This is a genomic window from Niveispirillum sp. SYP-B3756 (assembly GCF_009495745.1).
GTDB lineage: Bacteria > Pseudomonadota > Alphaproteobacteria > Azospirillales > Azospirillaceae > Niveispirillum.
On record NZ_WIDQ01000005.1, the window covers coordinates 86,019 to 103,955 of the forward strand.

Here is a 17,937-nt window from a genome sequence, read left to right on the forward strand (position 1 = left end):
GGGGTACGACGTACCGTCGCCGCATCAGCATATAATCACCATCCACCGGCTCCCAGGGCTGAATGCCCCGGAAAGTCACGCCTCACCCTCTCAGACGGATAGGGTGGCGGGCTTATTCCCGGGCGCTTCGATTTTCGCGCGAAAATCTTTCAAAAGTTTTTTCCGATGGTCGGGAATAAACCGCACCGCCCATCCGTCAGAGGTCCGGACCCAATGGGGAGAAGCCGGATGTTTGTGGGGAAGACGATGATGAAGGCCGCTGGAACGCTGGCCATGCTGCTGGCGCTGGGGACAGCCGGTGCGGCGCAGGCTGCCGGTGATGCCGCCGCTGGCGAACAGGTCTTCAAGCGCTGCGCCGCCTGCCACACGGTGGAAGCGGGCAAGAACAAGGTGGGGCCCACCCTGTTCGGTGTTGTCGGCCGCGCGGCCGGCTCGGTGGATGGCTACAGCTATTCCCCCGCCGTGAAGGCCGCCGCCGCCAAGGGGCTGGTCTGGTCGGAAGAAACCTTGACCGCGTACCTGCAGAACCCGCGCAAATATCTGGATGATTATGCCGGCGATGCCTCGCTGGCCAACAAGATGCCCTTCATGCTGCCCGATGCGCAGCAGCGCGCCGATGTGGTGGCCTATCTGAAAAGCCTGGGCGGTAAATGATGATCGGCCGCCTGCTCCCCGCTTTGCTGCTGGCCTTTGGTCTGGGTGTTGCCGCCCAGGCCGAAACCGTCGGCACGACACCCGATCCCGCAGCACTGCGGGCCGAAATGGCGCGCATCCATGCCGGCAAGGTCGATGACAAGGCCATGCTGCGCATTGATGCCGATATTGCGGCCCTGCATAGCGGCATGGGGGTGACCCTGCCGGGTGCGGGGGCAGGCCACGACGCCGAAACCGCCAAGCCGGCGACGGAAAAGGCGCCGGCGACCTGGAAATGGCTGGATGGCATGGCCGCGTCGCAGGAACGCGCCGGCCAGACGGAGAGCAAGGCGGCGGCGGTGACCCAGGTTGCCGCCGCCGATCCCGTTCCAGCAGCGGCCCCGGCGACCGATCGCAGCTTTGTCGGGCAGGAGACCTGCACGGCCTGCCACCAGCAGGAAAGCATGAACTGGGCCCATACGGTCCATGCCAAGGTCTTCAACCTGAACCCGCAGAATGACCGGCAGGCGCAGAATTGCGAGGCCTGTCACGGCCCCGGCTCGGCCCATGTGGAAGACCCGTCGGACCTGACCAAGATCATCGCCTTTTCCAAGAAAAGCAAAACCCCGCTGCCGGAACAGAACGGCCAGTGCCTGACCTGCCATGAAGGCGGCCAGCGGATTTTCTGGCATCAGAGCATCCATGACAGCAATCAGGTCGGCTGTTCGGACTGCCATAACCCGATGACCAATTTCGGTTCGCGCGGGTTGACGGCCAAGGAAAGCATCAACGAGACCTGTTTGCAGTGCCACAAGGCACAGCACGCCGAATTCTCCCGCCGGTCGCATATGCCGCTGCTGGAAGGCAAGCTGTCCTGCACCGACTGCCACAACCCGCACGGCTCCAACACCGCCCCGCTGTTGAAGGCCGACAGCGTGAATGAGGTCTGTTACACCTGCCACGCCGAAAAGCGCGGGCCGTTCCTGTTCGAACATGCCCCGGTGCGTGAAAGCTGCCTGAACTGCCATTCGCCGCACGGGTCGAATTTCGAGGCGCTGCTGACCGCCCCGCGCCCGGTGCTGTGCCAGCAGTGCCATTCCCAGTCCAGCCATCCCGGTGCCCTGCTGACGGCGGGCAACATGGCCGGTGGCGCCATGCCGGACCCCAGGCTGCTGGCCACCTCCTGCTCCACCTGCCACACCAACGTGCATGGCTCGAACTCTCCCTCCGGCTCCAGGTTCGAACGATGAGGAAGCGGCTGACATCTTCCCCCGCCCGCTGGCTGCTGGCAGCGGCCCTGCTGGACATGATGGATCTGGCTGGCGCCGCCCAGGCGCTGGCCGACAGCTCGGCCACCGGCTATGGCGGCCCCGGCAATGTGCTGAACCCGCAGGGCCAGCTTTACAACCGGGGGCGTGACGTTAACGGCCTGTCCGTGCTGGATGATGTGACGCGCACGCCCACCGGCCTGATGTACCCGCTGCCCTTCCTGACACCGGAAATGAAGCAGAGCGAGGCCAACCCCGACTGGTGGCTGCTGCGTTGGACGGAAGCCGGCTATATCGGCACCTTCGGCAAGAACAAGGGGGCGGCAGCGCTGAAGGAATATGGCGCCTGGAACAGCGGGCCGGTGCTGACCAGCATCGGTTTTGCGGCGGAAAACCGCAAAACCGCCCTGCATGTCTCAGCCCTGGGCCAGAATGTCGGGCGGGAGGATCAGTATTATCAGCTGGAGGTCGGGCGCTATGGCGTGTTCAACACGCTGTGGTATTTCGATTCCATTGCCCACACCTATTCCACAACGGCCAAATCATTGTGGGATGGGGTGGGCAGCAACCGGCTGACCCTGAAACCGGGCCTGACACCCGGCAAATCCACCGCCGCCCAGGTCAATAATGTGGCGGCTGCCGCCGATGCGCTGACCTTGAAAATCACCCGCGAGAAGGCGGGCAACGCGCTGTCCTATACGGTGGATGAGAATACCGAGCTGTTCATGCGGGGCTCGGTGGAAATGCGTAACGGCACCCAGCCGATCAGCGCCACCTTTGGCTATCCGTTCCAGAACGGGGCCACCCAGATCGTCCAGCCGATCGATTACCAGACCTATGACATCACCGCCGGGGTTCGGTACAAGGAAAAGAATTTCCTGGCCAATTTCGCCTATGCCGGTTCCTTCTTCCATAATCAGAACCGGGAACTGGTCTGGGACAATCCGGGGCTGAATTCCATCAATGCGCCCGGCATGTATATCCCGCCGGTGGGCCAGCTCAGCCTGCCGCCGGATAATTATGCCCATAGTTTCAAGGGCGATGCGGCGCTGGTCCTCTCGCCTTCCTCCCGCCTGACGGGCAGCCTGTCTTATACGATGATGCGGCAGGATGATGACCTGCTGGCCCCGACCATCGGTAGCGGCATCATTGCCAGCGGGCGGGACAGCATCAATCTGGACCAGTGGAACAGCACCGGCGCCCTGTCGCAGCCCTCTGCGAATGCCGCCATCAATGTGCTGAATTACATGGTGCAATATCAGTACACTGTCTCCCCCGATCTGGGCCTGTCGCTGGAAGCACGCGGCCGGAACGAGGAGAACCGCACCAATTACGTCGCCTTCAACCCGCAGACGGGCCAATATGGCTATATCGCCATTGATGGTGGGCTGGCCCCCTTCATCCCGTCGCAAAGCGGTATCTATCGCCCCAATCAGGCCGGCAGCCGGGTGCAGATCCGGAACATGCCGTTCGCCAATGATCGTCTGACCCTGAAGGCCAAGGCCGATTACCGGCTGGACAAGCATCTGAAGCTGGACGTCTCCTACACCAACGATGCCGTCAACCATTCGGTGCGGGAGGTGACGGACAGCAACGATCATATTGGCCGCCTGCAGGTTTCCACCACCGGCTATGAATGGGGCACGGCGCGCCTGTCCTATGAATATGCACGGCGGACGGGCAGCGATTATGTCTCCAACCCCTATGGCGGTTCCTACTCCACCTCCCTGCCGGGTTACATCCCGGCAAGCTCTGCCGGGGACGTAGCCTGGGTGCTGTCGGACCTGCGGAAATTCGACATGGCCGACCGCACCCAGCATGTGGTGCGCGGCCAGAGCAACTATATCCTGAGCCCCCGCAGCGACCTGCAGGTGACCGGCAGCCTGAAGCTGACCGGTTATGATGCCGCCTATGGCCTGCGCTCCACCCGCGCCTGGGATGCCAGCACGGCCTATAGCTACCAGATGTCGGCGGCGACCAAGTTCACCAGCTTCCTGACCTATCAGAACCAGAACCGCGACGTGGCCAACATCAATGCCAGCGGCCAGGGCGCGACGGGGGAGGCCGGCGGCCGGGCCTATCCGCTGGCCAATAGCTGGAAAGAGACGGTGGGATCGGACATCTACACGGCCGGGCTGAACGGCCTGCATAGTTGGGGCGATTTCACCCTGAACCTGGATTATGTCTTCGCCCATGCCAAGACGGCGATGAATTACCGCTTCGCCAGCACCGAGGCATTTTTTAATGTGATGAGTGCCGCGCAGGCCGGCAGCGGCTTCCCCGCCATCACCTATAACAGCCATATGGTGAAGGCGGAGCTGCGGCACCAGTTGACCGAAACCGTCTCCTACCGCGTGTTTTACCGCTTCAACCAGGAACGGGTGGTGGATTTCCACTATACCGGCCTGCAGGCGGGAACGACGGGGGACAATACCTATCTCGGCGTCCGGCCGGAGAATTATGCGGCGCAGACGGTGGGGTTTTTCGTACAGTACACGTTCTGAAGCGGGGCGATCCCCCGCCCCTTATGGGGGCGGGGTTTGGGGGGAAACGGTCACCCGCAGCGCGGCAACCATATCGATTTCCATAATATCCTGGCTGCCGATCACCATCAATGTACGGCCAGCCCGGACCACCCCCCGCACCGAGCCCACAAAGTCCAGATCCTGCCTGACCGGCTGGGCGGAGAAGCCCGACGACAGGGCCAGATGATTACGCTCCAGCCCGATCAGCAGGTTGGGGTTGGCGTTCCCGTGTAAGGTGCGCAGTTCGGTATATTCACGCCAGCCGGAAATATCGACCGGTTCCGCCAGGGTAAGCGCCCCGTTGGGCGCCTGCGGATCGAACAATGTCCAGCCGGCGCGATCACCCTGCTTCCAGCCCAGCCGCAAGGTACTGCCCGGCCCCGGCTCCAGCGCCTGGGCCTCCAGGTCATCGGGCAGCAATTGCGGCAGGGGCAGCGGCGTTGGCACCTCATCCTCCAGCCCGACCAACGCACTGCGCCCCAGGTAGGAGACCCGGCCCTCCCGGTCGGCAACCAGCACACTGGGAGCCGCCGTGGGCGGCAGGTCGGCAAAGGCTGGCAGATAAAGACCCGCCGGTTCAGCCGCCGCATCAAAGGCAATGACACCCGCCAGGGTCGGCACCAGATATTCGACCGCCCCGGCCTTGTCCCGCCGGGGGACCGGCAGACCGGTGGCAACCTCATCCGTGAAGCGCCCCTCCTTAAGGGTGCGGCTGCCGATACGCTGGCGGCGATCCACCGCCTGCATGGTCAGCCCATCGGCATCCTGCTCGTACTGCCAGAGCCCGTCCGTCCCCAGATCGTCGCGGCAGCCGGCCCCGCCATCAACCGCCTGCAGCGCGGCATTCAGCGCCAGGGTCCGCCGTTCGGCAAATTCCAGGCACAGGCGGCGGTCATTATCAGCGCCGCGCGCCACGGCGATGCGGCGCACCGCGCGATGATCGATGCGATCATTGGCCGGGCGCTGCAAATCGTTCAGCCCCTTGCCCGCCGACCGGTACCAGCCGGCCCCCTCTGTCAGCACCTCCAGCCCCTGGGGGGTGAAGGCGCGGATCTGGGCGATCATGTCCAGTGACAGCCGGCCGCTGGAAAGGCTGACCGGATCATCCCGATAAGTGGCGGCCAATTGACCGGGCTTGCCATCGACATGGCCGGTCAATTGCCATTGCCAATGATTATCCCCCGTCGCCGCCACAAGCACCGGGTCGGCAAAGGGATCCTTATCCGCCGGCTGGAAAGCGGGCCGGGTGGCAGCCGGGTTCAGGGTGCCGTGATAGACCTGCGCCGTATTGGCATTGCACCGGACCCAGCTTTCCCCATCGGCCCCGGTTTCCAGATCGCTGACCCGGCAATCATTGGCGGGGCTGGGCAGGATGACCAGTTGATCGGGGTCGAGCCCCAGACTGCCATCGGATAACTGCTGGAACGGCACAAAGCCGGCCGCCGTGGCCGCCCAGGGCTGTCCCTTCACCAGGGTCATACGGTCCACCGTATCCAGGGCCAGCCGCTTGCCCTTCCAGGCAAGATCGGCCCAGCGGTCATTATTGCCAAGGTGCTGGAACCGCAAGCCGCCGCGCTGTTCCTGAACCAGCCGCAGCCGCGCGCCAGCATAGGGGACGGACTGGTCGGCGCTCTGCCGCAGGGCAGCCTTCTCCGCCTCCCCGGCGATCGGTTGCCAGGCACTACCATCATCGTGCATCACCGCGTCATCGGTGATCCAGTACAGTCCGCCGGGAATATCCAGCCCCGCCTCCCGCAGCGGACGTTCCAGGCAGAAAAGCCGGGCATCACGAGACATACCGGGGACTGTCAGGCGCAGGCCGGTCCGCAATTCCAACCCCACACCGGGATGATGCATCACGGGGCCATCCTCCCACAAGGTGGCGGCCCGGCCCTGGCAGATCACCATGTCGCGGATACGATCATGGGGCAGGCGCCCCCCGCTGATCATCGCCGGCAACACCGGCGCCTTACCGCCCGAAGCCACATAATCCCCGGTCACACGGCCCGCGGCATCGCGCTGCCAGTGCCACCAGGGCGCCCTGGCACGAACCGTGATGTCTGCCATATCCGCTGCGACGCAGTTCTTATAGGTGGTTCCATCGAACTGAACACAGCGACCAGCGGAACGGGCCGCCAATAAATCGGCACTGTCCACCGGCTCCCCCATGCGCAGCACGGGGCTGAGCGGTCCGCTGCCGCCGGCCCGCATGTCCAGCAGCCGGCTGATCGTGTCGAAGCCGAGATCATTCTGATAAAGGGTGTGAACCTCCAGCCCCGCGTCGGTGCCCAGGAAAAGATCGTTGCCCCGGATATGGACGGTATTCACCCGGTCAAAGGGAAAACCGTTTTCCAGGGTGATCGGCTGCCAGACCGACCCGCCGGACAGATCATCCAGACGCAATTCCGTCACCACCCGCCCGGCAATCACGGCCATGCGCAAACGGGGATGGTCGATCAATTGCCGGTTCAGCTGCGGATTGGCGCCATCGGCCAGCGGCACGAAACCCTGTGCCGCGGCGTCCCAGCCAAAGGTACCGCCATTGCCCCGCGCCAGCAGCATCCGGACCCCCGGTTTGGGCCGCATTGACCAGATGGTGTCGATGGCCGGATCGATCGGCTTATGGGCTGCCTGTCCGGTGCGGACCGCCTCCATCGTGCCGACGGTCAGCCCCGCCCCATCCACCACCACCAAGCTGTTGCTGTCGATCCAGCCGGCGGCGCGGATCAGATCATCGTTGAAGGCAAGGCCCTGGCCCGTGGTAACCAGGGACGGTCCCTGCACCATCACCCCCTGCGGGGTGGCGCGCCAGCGCCAGCGCGGGGAGCTGGCAAGCTCCCGCGTCAACAGGTCGGCCGCCGTTGCCGGCTGCCACCTGCCGGCCATGCGGCGGTACCAGGAAGCGCCATCGGCCATGAACAGGTCACCCCCGTCGCGGCCAAACAGGCGCCCGGCAGAGGGCAGACGACCCGACCAGCCGGGATCTGCCCCCGCCAGACCATCGGCCGGCAGGATGCCCAGGGAGGTCTGCACCTGCACCTTTCCATCCGCCAGCGCCACACCGGCGCGCCGGTCCCAGCCGAAACCAGCCGCACCATCGGCCCCCTGCGGCTGCCCCGCCACGCGCAGGCTGGTTTCAACCCGTGCCTGACGCAGTTGTTCGGTCCAGGTGGCATCTCCCTGGCTGATCAGGTGGCGACCATCATCCGCAACCATCGCGCCGCCGGTCAGGGGCACCCCACCCCGGTCAAACAGGAAGCGGCCATGCGCGGCGGCAACCGGGGCCGGCATGTCCTGCGGCTGGAAGCGGTTTTGCGGGTCGGTCAAGGACAGGCTTCTTCCCTGGAAGCTGAGAATGCCGTAGCGGCTGGCCAGCCGTGTCATCCCCCCGGTATCGGCCACGGCCATGCCGGGACCGGCGAAGATGAACCGTCCGTCCCGTACCAGCTGTTCCGGTGTCAGCGAGGCCAGACCCGTCATCCCGACAAGCTGGAAATGCCGGCTGGCGCGTTCCCATTTCAGCCAGCCGGCATCCAGGGCCGGCAGGGGCTGCGGCTGGGGCGGAATGGTGATGCCCAGCGGCACCATTCCCCCGGCCGTGCGCCCCTGCATGGTGCTGCCATCCGCCTGCAACCCAAGAATGGGATTAATTGCCGGAACACCATCCAGGCGCGGGCCGATCCGGTTGCGCCAGGACGGCCAGACATCATTCACGCTGGCAGAGGCGACCGGCAGCGCATTGGTTGTGGTCAATGGCTCCAGCCCCGACGCCCCCATCCGGGTTTCCAGAATCCGGCCATCGGCCAGACGGATGGTCAGGCTGATCGGCAACTGATCATCAATGCTGAGAATGGGTGAATTGCCCGGCAACGCCAGCGACAGGTCCGATCGCAGGCAGGCATCTGGCTTTGTTCCGGGACAATTGCCCGCCACCAGCCGGGTGAGCATGGGGCCGGCGCGTAACCACCATTGGTCGGTACGCGTAATCCGGAACAGTTCCTGCACCTTTGTCAGATCGATATCCGAGGCCAGTGGCGGCTCCAGCCAAATTTCACCATGCACCTGGGTGCGCAGCCGCCGGTCGCTGCCCAGCATGGCCGCGCTGCTGCCGTTCGCAACTGTCAGCGCCTGAATGCCCACGGTCTTTGGCAGTTTGAAAAAGGTAGCGGCATCTTTCAACGCGCCCTTTTCAAACATCTGATTGGCACCGCGCAGCCAGATATTGCCGTTGCCATCGACGCCAAGGCCCGCCACGCCGGTCGCCTGCGCCACCAGGGTGCCGGCAGCATCAAGCGCCACCACCTGCCCAGCGGCATCGCGCAGCCACAAGACCGTCCCTTGCCGCCGTGTCTCCACCACCGGCCCCAAGGCCCCCAGTGCGCCGGGGGCTTGGCGTTCGCTGCGGGTATCAACATCATGCAGCCGCCAGCCGCGCGCTGTCTGGAACAGAACCAGGGGGCCATTCTCAAAGGCCGCCGTCACCGTGGCCGGGTCCAGCGGCATGGCCGGTTTCGTCGTCAGGCGGCAGGTGCCGTCAGACTGGCAGGCCTGAACGGACCCATCCGGCAGAAGCCGGACAACCCGGCCATCATCGGCCAGCATGGTGGGCTGTCCCGCCACGGGCACCACCGCATCAAACAGGTTCTGCACGGGGATCGGGCTGGCGCCATCATCGGGCAGGGTGGCACGCGCCACCCACCAGCGTTTGCCGCCATCCTCCTCCACCACCAGCCTCCGCCCGCGCAGCACCAGCGTGCGGCTGGCGTCGGACTGGGGCAGCAGGATGTCGGGGGCAAACCGCCCGGTGGCGGGGTCGAACCGCTTGATCCGGTCCCCCATCAAGAATACCCAGCGCCCGCCATAGGACATGGCATCCAGCATCCCGTCCGCCGACTGGCCGAACGGGGCGACCGACGGAAGACGGAGTTCGGCCAGCGTGGCGGTCTTATCAGCGCCATTCCAATTGCCGAGATAAGTGCGACCGTCCGGCAGTCGGGCTGTCACCGCCTGACCATCCCCATCGGGTTCCAGGTTCAGGTCACGCAGGCCCCGCAGCGGCCCGGCCTCCGATCGCATTTCGACGCGCGACCAGGCATGATCGGCCAGTTGATAAAGCAGCAGCCCCTCTGGCACGGCGAAGGCCAGCCGGTCCCCCAGGTTGAAGACGCGCAGCAAGCTGTCGGTTGCCGGCATACCGGCCGTTGCCGCCAGCAATTGGGTCTGCTGCCCCTTCGCCCATTCGATCACCGCACCATCAGCGGCAATCCAGACCAGCCGGCCGGCTGTTTCATCAATGGCAACGCTGCGGAATTCCCGCCAATCCTCCGGCAGGGCCACCGCTTGCGTGCTGCAACTCTGCGGCCGGGAAATCTTGTCCAGCGGCACAAGCTGGACATGGCCCGCCCCGTTCCCCGCCACCAGGACAAGGTGATCATCGACCACATGGATGGCGGTGATGGCGCGCGACAGCGGGCGCACCGGATACCAGCTCCGCGCCATCTCATTATAAAGACGCAATCCATCATCGGTCAGCGCCATCAGCCAGCCATCGCCGATCATGCGGGCATCCAGCAGGTGCTGGGCCCGGCCACCGGCAGACGGATTGCGGAACAGGCACTGGTCCGCCTCCGGTTTTTGCGGCGAGGTCTTGCTGTGGAGCCGCAGATGCCGGGCCCCATCCTTCTCCCGCACCGTCAGGATGTTACTTCCCAGGGTTGCGGACAGTACACGCCCCCCATCTGGCGCAATTGCGCCGCCATCCAGATGGAGCCGGCCATCCGACAAGGTCAGCGGGCTCCAACCCATCTGATCGACAATCTCCACCGGGGCATCACCGGGGAACGACCAACGATAGATTACAGTGCGCAATGACAGGTCATACATATCCACGCTGGAACGGCCGGCCAGGAAAAGGCGCGGGCCATACACCAGCACATCGCTGGGGGCCGCCGCCTTCAGCTGAATCCGCTGGGCACCGATCAGTGCGGTTCCATCCGATGCCCCTGGCTTGACCTCGCCCAGGCGTCCCTGATCCGTGGTGAACAGCAGCCGGTTGCCACGCCCCGCCAGACTGTTGACATTGCCCTGGTCAATGCCGGTGCCCATCGGCCCCACCCAGCGCCGCTGCACATGATCATAGCCGATGATACCGGTGCCTGTGGCAAAGGCCGTTACATCTTCCACAGTGGCCACATCGCGCAAGGACAGGCGATCCAGTGCCGGGATGGCGGCACCGGTCAGCGGCTTGTCCCTGTCCACATCCAGATGACGCAGGCTGCCCGTGCCATCGATGACGGCTATGCCGCCGCCGGCCCAGGCGCGGGCCTGACGGATGGGGCTGGCAACCGCCGGGCTGGTCCCCGAGGACATGGAGGCCTGATTGCCGCCCAATGCGGACAGATCGACGGCCTGTGCCGTCACCTGCCCCCCGGCCGAGACCAGTCCGAATATCCGCTCGCCTGACACCAGGGTCCGGGTACGGCCATCGGTCAACCAATCCGGCAGCAATTGCACATTGATATCGGTATAGAGCCTCCGACGGACATCATGCAGCAGGGCCTGGCGCGGCCCGGTCAACAGGATGCGGTCGCCGGCAGCATAGGCGGCATTGAAAAGCTGGGGATCGCCGGCGGTGCCCCCAGGCTGAAACAGCGTCTGTGGATTGCCGTCCGGGGGCAAGGCGTAGAGTTCCCCATCATCCGTCAGCGCCATCATCTGCCGGTCAGCGCCAACAAGCTGCACCACCTGCTTGCCCGGCAGCCCCCAGTTCTGCTTCACTGCCCGCCGGGTCACCTGGGCGACACCCCCGGTATAGGCATAGAAAACACTCCCCTGTTCGCGCCGTGCCGCCAGCACCGGCCGATCATCCAGACGCGTCCAGTTATGCCGGGCCATGTCATAGACGAAAACGCCCTTGCGCCCCGCCACCAGCAGGGAACGGCCCTGGATATCGGCAAAGAACAGGCTGGCCATATCCAGATCGGCATAACGGTTGCGTTCATCCATCAGGATCACCGGTTTGGCCGCCGGCCCGTCCAGCGTCTGCACGCGCAGGCACCCTTCACCGCCGATCTGGCAGGGATGCTTTTCCAGCACCAGAAGCCGCCCATCCTCCAGCACCAGCAGATCGCTGACCGTGGCCGCCAGGATGGGAGAGCGCACGGCGCGGGGTTGCCCGCCGTCAGGGTCAAGGAAGGTCAGCCCCTTCTCCCCGCCAATGGCGAAACGGTCCTTCCACCAGACGGCGACATTGATCTGGCCCGACGGCATTGAGGGTGCGGCGCCACCCAGCGGCAGCCAGTAACGCTGTTTCAGATCATAAAGGCCGCCGCCCTGGGCCTTGGTTCCCATGAACAGCCATTGGCCATCGGTTGACAGGGAAGCTGTGGTGGCCGCCCCTGCCTCCACCGGGCGGCCATCGCTGCCCATGAAGCGGCTGTCGCCGATCAGCGCCTGCCAATGGCTGTTCAGGCGGCGCGCCAGGGCGCCTTTTTCGCTCAGCGCCCATAGCGATGCGGGATCAGCGCAGGCTGCCGCCGACACCGCATCGCCACCGCAGCCGGCGCGCAATTGTACGATGTCACTGCCCAGCGAGGGCAATTGTTCCACCGGGCGTTCGCGTGACCAGAGACCGGTCGCCTTATTCAGATGATGCAGGGCGCCGCCGGTCTGGCTGACGGTCAGGGTTTCCAGCCCCGGATGCCAGGCGGCGGTGATCAGGGTTTTTGCCGGCAGGTCACGGCGCAGATTGTCCAGAATGCGTTCATCCGCGACCGGGGCCACGACAACCGGGTCCAGCCAGCCCAGCCGCCGCACCACAACCATGCCGGCATAGGCCACAAGGCCCAGCACCACCACCAGCAGCGCAACCATCATGAAGAAGGGCAGGTCCGCACGGGCCCGCAGCGGCAGGCGGCGGACGGCGGCCGCCACCTCCCGGTCCCGCGCGCGCTGCCAGGTCTGGATACGGGACAGGAACGGCTGGTCAGTCATGGCGTGGCCTCCGCGGCCCCGGCGACCCAGGCCAGACGATGGGTCCGGCCGGTCAGATGATCATGGTCGCCCGGCGTCAGCAAAGACGGGTCGGGCAAGGGTGGGTCAGACAGGTGCGCGGCCAGTTGCCAGTGCGGCAGGTCCGGTGCCTCCGCCAGCCAGGCGTCGGCAAAGGCGGCAACCGGGGCCGGCAGTCCTGCCGCACGGCCAAAGGCCAGGGCTGACAGGCTTTCCAACGTGGCATGGGCCAGTTCCTCCTCCCCCGTCTCCACAGCGGCGAACAGGGCGATCAGCACCGACAGCCGGCCGCAGGCAGGCGGGCCGGCTTCGGGTGCGGACAGTTCCCGACCAAAGCCCCGCAGGCCCCGTTCCGCCATGGTGCGGATCAGGTCCAGCAGGCCGCAGCGTTCCATGATGGCCGCCGCCACCGGCCGCAGCAGGGAGAGGTCACCCGCCTTGCCGGATGCCAGCCGGCCCCGCAGTGCCGTCACCAGAACCTGCACCTCCCCGGCCAGGGTGGCGGGTGCCAGCAGGTCACCCGGAACCGGCGTGGCGGTCAGAGCAGTCAGGTGATCGGCCATCAGCAGGGTCAGTTGTTCCATGGCCGCGCGAACCGCGCGCGCATCGCCCTGATCCTGCTGAATGCGCAGCAATGTTTCCAGCAGATCGGCCAGGATGGTGAGGCGCGCGGCAGTGCTGCCATCCGCACGCAGGCGCATGGCCATGCATAATTGCGTCAACGCCAGCAGACGGGACAGCGGCAGGCGCGCTTGCGGCTGCTCCAGCACCATCTGTCGGGCCTGTTCTGCCAGCATTTCCAGCTGGTGCGGGCGCAAGCGCGTCCGCACGGTCAGCCTGTGCCACCGGTCAATCATCCGACGCCCGACCGGATTGGCCAACAGGTAGCGTGCCGCCAAGCCATGGGCGCCCTGCAGCAGCGGTCGCCTGGAAAGGAAGCCCGCCAGAGCCACCCCCAGCAGCAATAGGATGACCGGCCATACCACCAGCGACTGGGGAAAGCCCCAGGTCCAGAGATAGCCCTTCAACGGCAGATAAAGCCGGTCATGCAGCCAATAGGCTGCGTATCCGGGCCCCGTCTCGTCAAACCAATGCCGGCGGGTGCCCACCATCAGCAGAACCAGCGCAGCCGACAGGCCCAGCGTGACCAGCCAGCGCCGTGCCAGCCTGCGACCCAAACCCTGTTCCGCCGCCGGCAGCGTGGCCCGGCGGAAGCGGGATGGCGTTGTTCCGGCCAGGGCTGTGATCTCTCCCATCATGGCCGCCCCCTGTTCGGATCTTTGAGCAGCTCGCTCACAGCGAACATGATCGCCTCCGCATAATGCGGGAAGATCAGGGCCAGGATGCCCAGAGTCAGCAGGAGCAGCAGAAAGCCCGTGAGGATCGGGTGGACCTGTACCCACAGGGAAACGATCAGGATGCGCAGGCGGATGGCCGGCCAGCCCCAGACGATCCGCCGGGCCGTGCGCTGCATGGCCAGCCGTTCCACCAACTGCCGCTGCCGCAGTTCCAGCAGCAGGGCACGGTTGCGCCGCAGCCGGTTTCTCCAGCCAATCAGATCGGCGCTGGCCGCCTGCTGCATCCGGACGGCGTCCGCCAGCCGGGCCGCCGTCACGCCCGGCACCGGCGCTTTCGCCTCTGCCGCCGCCAGGGCCTTGTCATGATCGTCCAGGCGCTGCCGGAACGACATCCCGTCGCCCGTGCTCATCGCCCTGCCCTCATTTCAAGCAGCCTGTCCTGAAGCCGGCGGTGGGTTTCCTTCAGCCGGGCCACGCGTTCGGTAACGGAATCCTCCAGCTTGGCCAGGGTGGCGTCGGAGGCCTTGATGGCCTCGTAAACCTGTTCCTCCAGTTGTTGGCGCACCTGCTTGAAACTGTCGCTTTCGCTGTGCAGTTCGGCCTTGACCTGTTCCAGCGCATGGGCACGCTGGGTCAGTTCGGCCGTCGCCCGCTCGATATCGTCGATATCCCGGTAAAGCTTGTCGAAACTATCCAATGCGGCGGCGGTGCGGGCGGCGGTTTGCCCCGCCTCCTGCGCCAACTGATCCAGCAGGTCTCCCAACTGCCCGCCCAGATGCGCCTGTGTTCGCGCGGCGGCATCGGTGAAGAGGCCGATGGCCGCCGTTTCCTCTGCCGCCACGCGTTCGGCCAGGGTCGCCCGGCCCGCCTTGGTGGCCAGATCGTCGATCAGGCTTTCCAACTCCAGGCGGTGCCGCAGTTCCAGATTGCGGTTCAGCCAGCCAATCCGCTGGCGCAGGGGCACAAAGGCCGCCCCATCCAGCACCTCCACCACGATGGCGCCCGCCGGGTTGGGGCGGAACAGGTAATAGGGCTCCTGGGGAATGGCCTGGGCGCCACGGTCGCCATGGAACCAACTGGACAGGGTCTGGCGCAGATAGCTGTCAATATCCGCCTGATCCCAGCTATGCAGCGGCGGAAACAGGGTCTGCTGTTCCGGCACGAAGACCAGGCTGCCCGGCCGCGCCGCATCATAGAAACGGGCGAAGAAGGGATCGACCCGGAATAGCATCGGCCCGGCCTGCCGCTGTTCCCGCCAGAAATATTCCGGCAGGAAGGAGGAAGGGGCCGTCTCTTCCGGCTGGATCAGCAGGTAATGGACGCCATCATCCGCACCCGTGGCCTGGAAGCCATAGCGGATGCGGCCATCATCAATATCCTGCAAGGGAAAACGCCGCAGCGCATCGGCCAGGGCTGGCAAGTCCCGGTCGGCAAAGCGCATCAGAACGGGTTGCGGCCGGGTGAGCCCGGCGAGATAGGCGGAGAGTTCGGTATAATAGGCGATCTTTTCCTGCACCCGCAGCAGGTCCATTTCTGCACCCACCCCCGGATAATCAGCCCGCAATTCCAGCTCATAACCCACCAGCGGTTCAACCGCCCGCACCCGTTCCGCCAGCTTTTCCACCATGGCGTCAGAATTGACGAGGCTGTGGATGCGCACCAGTTCCGCCGAAGCCGACGACGGGCTGGCCGCCGGCCACAGCGCCGTCTTGTCCCGATAGCGCAGCCGGTTCAGCGGATAGAGATCAACCTCCCGCCGGCCATCCTGAACGGTGACGGTGATGGCCAGCGCCGGTTCCCCGCGCGCCACCTCCATCTGGGGAAGAAGGGCCGGCCGGATTTTCTGGAAAGCGGCCAGGGCCTGCGGATCAGGCGCCGTGCCGGGCGGCAGGAAGATGCCGAACCCATCGGCCTCATAGCCTTCCAGCACGATGGCGGCCGACAGGAAGCCGCTGCCCAGCAGCCCCTGGAAAGAGGAAACCCGCGCCTCGTCATCGCGCAGATGGAACAGGAAGAATCCATCCTCGGCACCTTCCGCCGTGCGCGCCGCAGCGATGCGCACGGCGGTGGCATGGGTGTTCAACTGGTCGAACTGGCGCCAGGCTTCCGCCTCATCCCCGGCGGGCAGCAGCAGCAGCACTTCTCCATCCAGAGGGCTGACCGGTTCGCCGCGCCGATGCATTGCGCTGTCCAACAACAGCGTCGGGGTGAAGAGGAACGGATCCTTGAAGATATCGGCATCCGGATCAAGATGCGCCACCTCGTCATCATAGGGGCCCATGATGGCGGTCAGACGCTGGCGCATCCGGTCGAACATCTCCTCCCGCCGCTTGCGCTTCTCCGGCGATCCGATCTGGACCGAGGGATCAGGCACCAGAATGCGCAGATAGCCGCCGCCTTCGAATTGCAGGCGCAGCCGAGCCTCCCGGGCCGTATCGGCGAAGCCCGCCTCAACCAGTGCGGCCAGAACCTGCAACGCTTCCGTAGCGGTCAGCGAAGGCAGGAGAAAACAGCGTTCAGCCACCAAAGATGGCCTCCTGAAGATGAGTGAGCCAAAGTCCGATCAGGCCACCGGCCAGCCGGTGCATATCCACCCCGCCGGCGGCAGGGTCGCCATCCGGCACAGGGGCACCCGGTGGGGGCAGGTTGTCCGCGAGGTGACGCAGGGGCCCCGCCTCAAATGACAGGGCCCAGCCATCCAGGTCAGCCACCCGCTGCGGCACCCAGAGGATGCTTGCCGACTGCCGCCGGCCGGTCATCAGCCGCAGCGTCTGCCCCGCCATCATGACGGCCGACCGCGCCTCCCCGCTGTCAAGGCCGGCTGCCGGGCGGGGCAGCATCAGCATGACATGCACGAAGCCGTAATCCTTCAGATCCAGCCGTCCGGCTTCATTGTCCCGGCCGGCGCCCGCCGGCATCCGGGCCAGCGCACATGCCGCCCAGCGCGCACCCGCGCGCAGGGTTTCCACCGCGTCGTCGCCCTCCCCCACCGGCGGCTCCAGCCCCGGCGGATAGGCCCGGCGCCGATCCAGCAGACCCGGCAGCCAGTCCAACGCCCAGACGAAGCGCAGCCGTTCTTCCGGTGTCAGATTGGCGCTTTGTGGCAGGGACAGAGCCTGCGGCAGGCTGGCTGCCCCGTGGGCCAGCCCGCCCATCCGGTCGCCATCCAGCCAGATGAAATCGCTGAGCCGCAGACCGCCCCCCTGCAACAGCGGGGCAAGCCGTGCCACCATGTCAATCCAGGCGACCTTGGCCAGCCTTGCCGCCGTGTCACGCGCACCCAGCGGCATGGCCCCCACCAGCAGCACGTCACGGCGGTTCTGTTGAAAGGGCGGCCGGTGGCGCACCATGAAACCGCTATTCACCAGCCGATCCAACATCATCAGCGGCTCATTGGTATATTCGCTGACCAGCATGTCGTTCAGATCGTCCATGCTGCGGGACATCCGGATGCCAGTCACACCGCCTTCGCGGGGGCGGACCCCGCCGGACTGCATGTCGGATCGGCGAAGCTGCTGGGCGCGGGTCCGCTGCACCTGCATCGGCCCCAGCACCGGTTCCAGACGGGTCAGCAGGGCCACCGTCTCTGGATCGGCCTCCGACAGGCCACGCCCGGCCGCACCAGCCCCCAGCCCGCGCGACAGGGCCGCCGCATCAATCCCGCGATGCTGCCAGAAGAAGGCCGGCGGCCCGCCGATCCCCATTGTCAGGTCGCTCATCGCCGCTTCCAGCGCGCTTTCATAGTCGGCCAGAAAGCTCTCCCCATCCGGCATCAGCGCGTGCCCGTCGCCGCCGAACAGGCAGCAGCGATCGATGCGCTTTTGCGCCGCCAGCAGCAATGGCAGCACCACGCGGTCCAGCATGACAAAGGGAATGGCGGGGGCCACCACCGTGGTGGGTGAACGCCGCCGATCCCGCCCGCCCTGCGGTTCAGCATCCGGCAAGGCCCCGCGTGCCAGCCTGTCGATCACCCGCGACCAGTCGATCAGCCCGCCCCGGCGGGTGCCGATGGGCGGCGGGCCGCCATCCTGCAACAGAGCGCGCGCCAGCCGGCCGGCCATGCGCGGCGTGATGCCGGCGTGGCGGTCGTGCAGATAATCCACCAGCACCGGCAGCAGGGCCGCCACCGATGCGGGCAGTTCCGCCGCAGCCGCTTGCAGGACCGGCTGCCAGACCGGGGGGGCGAGGATCGTTATCTGCATC

The 17,937-nt window shown here is 65.9% G+C and carries 8 protein-coding genes; 3 read left to right on the top strand and 5 right to left on the bottom strand.

Features of this window, described 5'->3' with window-relative positions; translation table 11 throughout:
* Nucleotides 1–228 precede the first annotated feature (228 nt).
* The 3 genes from GE253_RS12700 to GE253_RS12710 are packed head-to-tail and all read left to right on the top strand — an operon-like array spanning nucleotide 229 to nucleotide 4,405.
* The gene (locus tag GE253_RS12700; protein ID WP_244559575.1) at nucleotides 229–654 is read left to right on the top strand and encodes a c-type cytochrome; all 426 of its coding nucleotides are present in this window, start codon (nucleotides 229–231) and stop codon (nucleotides 652–654) included.
* Nucleotides 651–1,883, top strand: coding sequence for a DmsE family decaheme c-type cytochrome (locus GE253_RS12705; protein WP_211101436.1), 1,233 nt, complete (start codon nucleotides 651–653; stop codon nucleotides 1,881–1,883). Before GE253_RS12700 ends, GE253_RS12705 begins: the two co-directional genes overlap by 4 nt.
* A complete protein-coding gene (locus tag GE253_RS12710) occupies nucleotides 1,880–4,405 on the top strand; it encodes an MtrB/PioB family outer membrane beta-barrel protein (RefSeq protein WP_153204503.1) in 2,526 nt (841 codons plus the stop codon). Before GE253_RS12705 ends, GE253_RS12710 begins: the two co-directional genes overlap by 4 nt.
* Nucleotides 4,406–4,426: 21 nt before the next feature.
* Here GE253_RS12710 and GE253_RS12715 read toward each other — a convergent pair whose 3' ends face one another.
* Genes GE253_RS12715 through GE253_RS12735 form a run of 5 tightly spaced genes read right to left on the bottom strand, consistent with a single transcriptional unit; the run spans nucleotide 4,427 to nucleotide 17,936 of the window.
* Nucleotides 4,427–12,418, bottom strand: coding sequence for a hypothetical protein (locus GE253_RS12715; RefSeq protein WP_153204504.1), 7,992 nt, complete (start codon nucleotides 12,416–12,418; stop codon nucleotides 4,427–4,429).
* Complete coding sequence (locus tag GE253_RS12720; RefSeq protein WP_153204505.1) at nucleotides 12,415–13,695, bottom strand: hypothetical protein; 1,281 nt, start codon at nucleotides 13,693–13,695, stop codon at nucleotides 12,415–12,417. The genes GE253_RS12715 and GE253_RS12720 overlap by 4 nt, the downstream gene beginning before the upstream one ends.
* The gene (locus GE253_RS12725) at nucleotides 13,692–14,144 is read right to left on the bottom strand and encodes a hypothetical protein (protein ID WP_153204506.1); all 453 of its coding nucleotides are present in this window, start codon (nucleotides 14,142–14,144) and stop codon (nucleotides 13,692–13,694) included. The genes GE253_RS12720 and GE253_RS12725 overlap by 4 nt, the downstream gene beginning before the upstream one ends.
* The gene (locus GE253_RS12730; RefSeq protein WP_153204507.1) at nucleotides 14,141–16,258 is read right to left on the bottom strand and encodes a hypothetical protein; all 2,118 of its coding nucleotides are present in this window, start codon (nucleotides 16,256–16,258) and stop codon (nucleotides 14,141–14,143) included. The genes GE253_RS12725 and GE253_RS12730 overlap by 4 nt, the downstream gene beginning before the upstream one ends.
* Complete coding sequence (locus tag GE253_RS12735) at nucleotides 16,251–17,936, bottom strand: hypothetical protein (RefSeq protein ID WP_153204508.1); 1,686 nt, start codon at nucleotides 17,934–17,936, stop codon at nucleotides 16,251–16,253. Before GE253_RS12735 ends, GE253_RS12730 begins: the two co-directional genes overlap by 8 nt.
* Nucleotide 17,937: the final 1 nt, after the last annotated feature.

Bases quoted from the DNA above. Each gene is read 5' to 3' on its own strand.
- GE253_RS12715 (WP_153204504.1), bottom strand. From the start codon at position 12,418: ATGACTGACCAGCCGTTCCTGTCCCGTATCCAGACCTGGCAGCGCGCG.
- GE253_RS12720 (WP_153204505.1), bottom strand. From the start codon at position 13,695: ATGATGGGAGAGATCACAGCCCTGGCCGGAACAACGCCATCCCGCTTC.
- GE253_RS12735 (WP_153204508.1), bottom strand. From the start codon at position 17,936: ATGCAGATAACGATCCTCGCCCCCCCGGTCTGGCAGCCGGTCCTGCAA.
- GE253_RS12700 (WP_244559575.1), top strand. From the start codon at position 229: ATGTTTGTGGGGAAGACGATGATGAAGGCCGCTGGAACGCTGGCCATG.
- GE253_RS12710 (WP_153204503.1), top strand. From the start codon at position 1,880: ATGAGGAAGCGGCTGACATCTTCCCCCGCCCGCTGGCTGCTGGCAGCG.
- GE253_RS12705 (WP_211101436.1), top strand. From the start codon at position 651: ATGATGATCGGCCGCCTGCTCCCCGCTTTGCTGCTGGCCTTTGGTCTG.
- GE253_RS12725 (WP_153204506.1), bottom strand. From the start codon at position 14,144: ATGAGCACGGGCGACGGGATGTCGTTCCGGCAGCGCCTGGACGATCAT.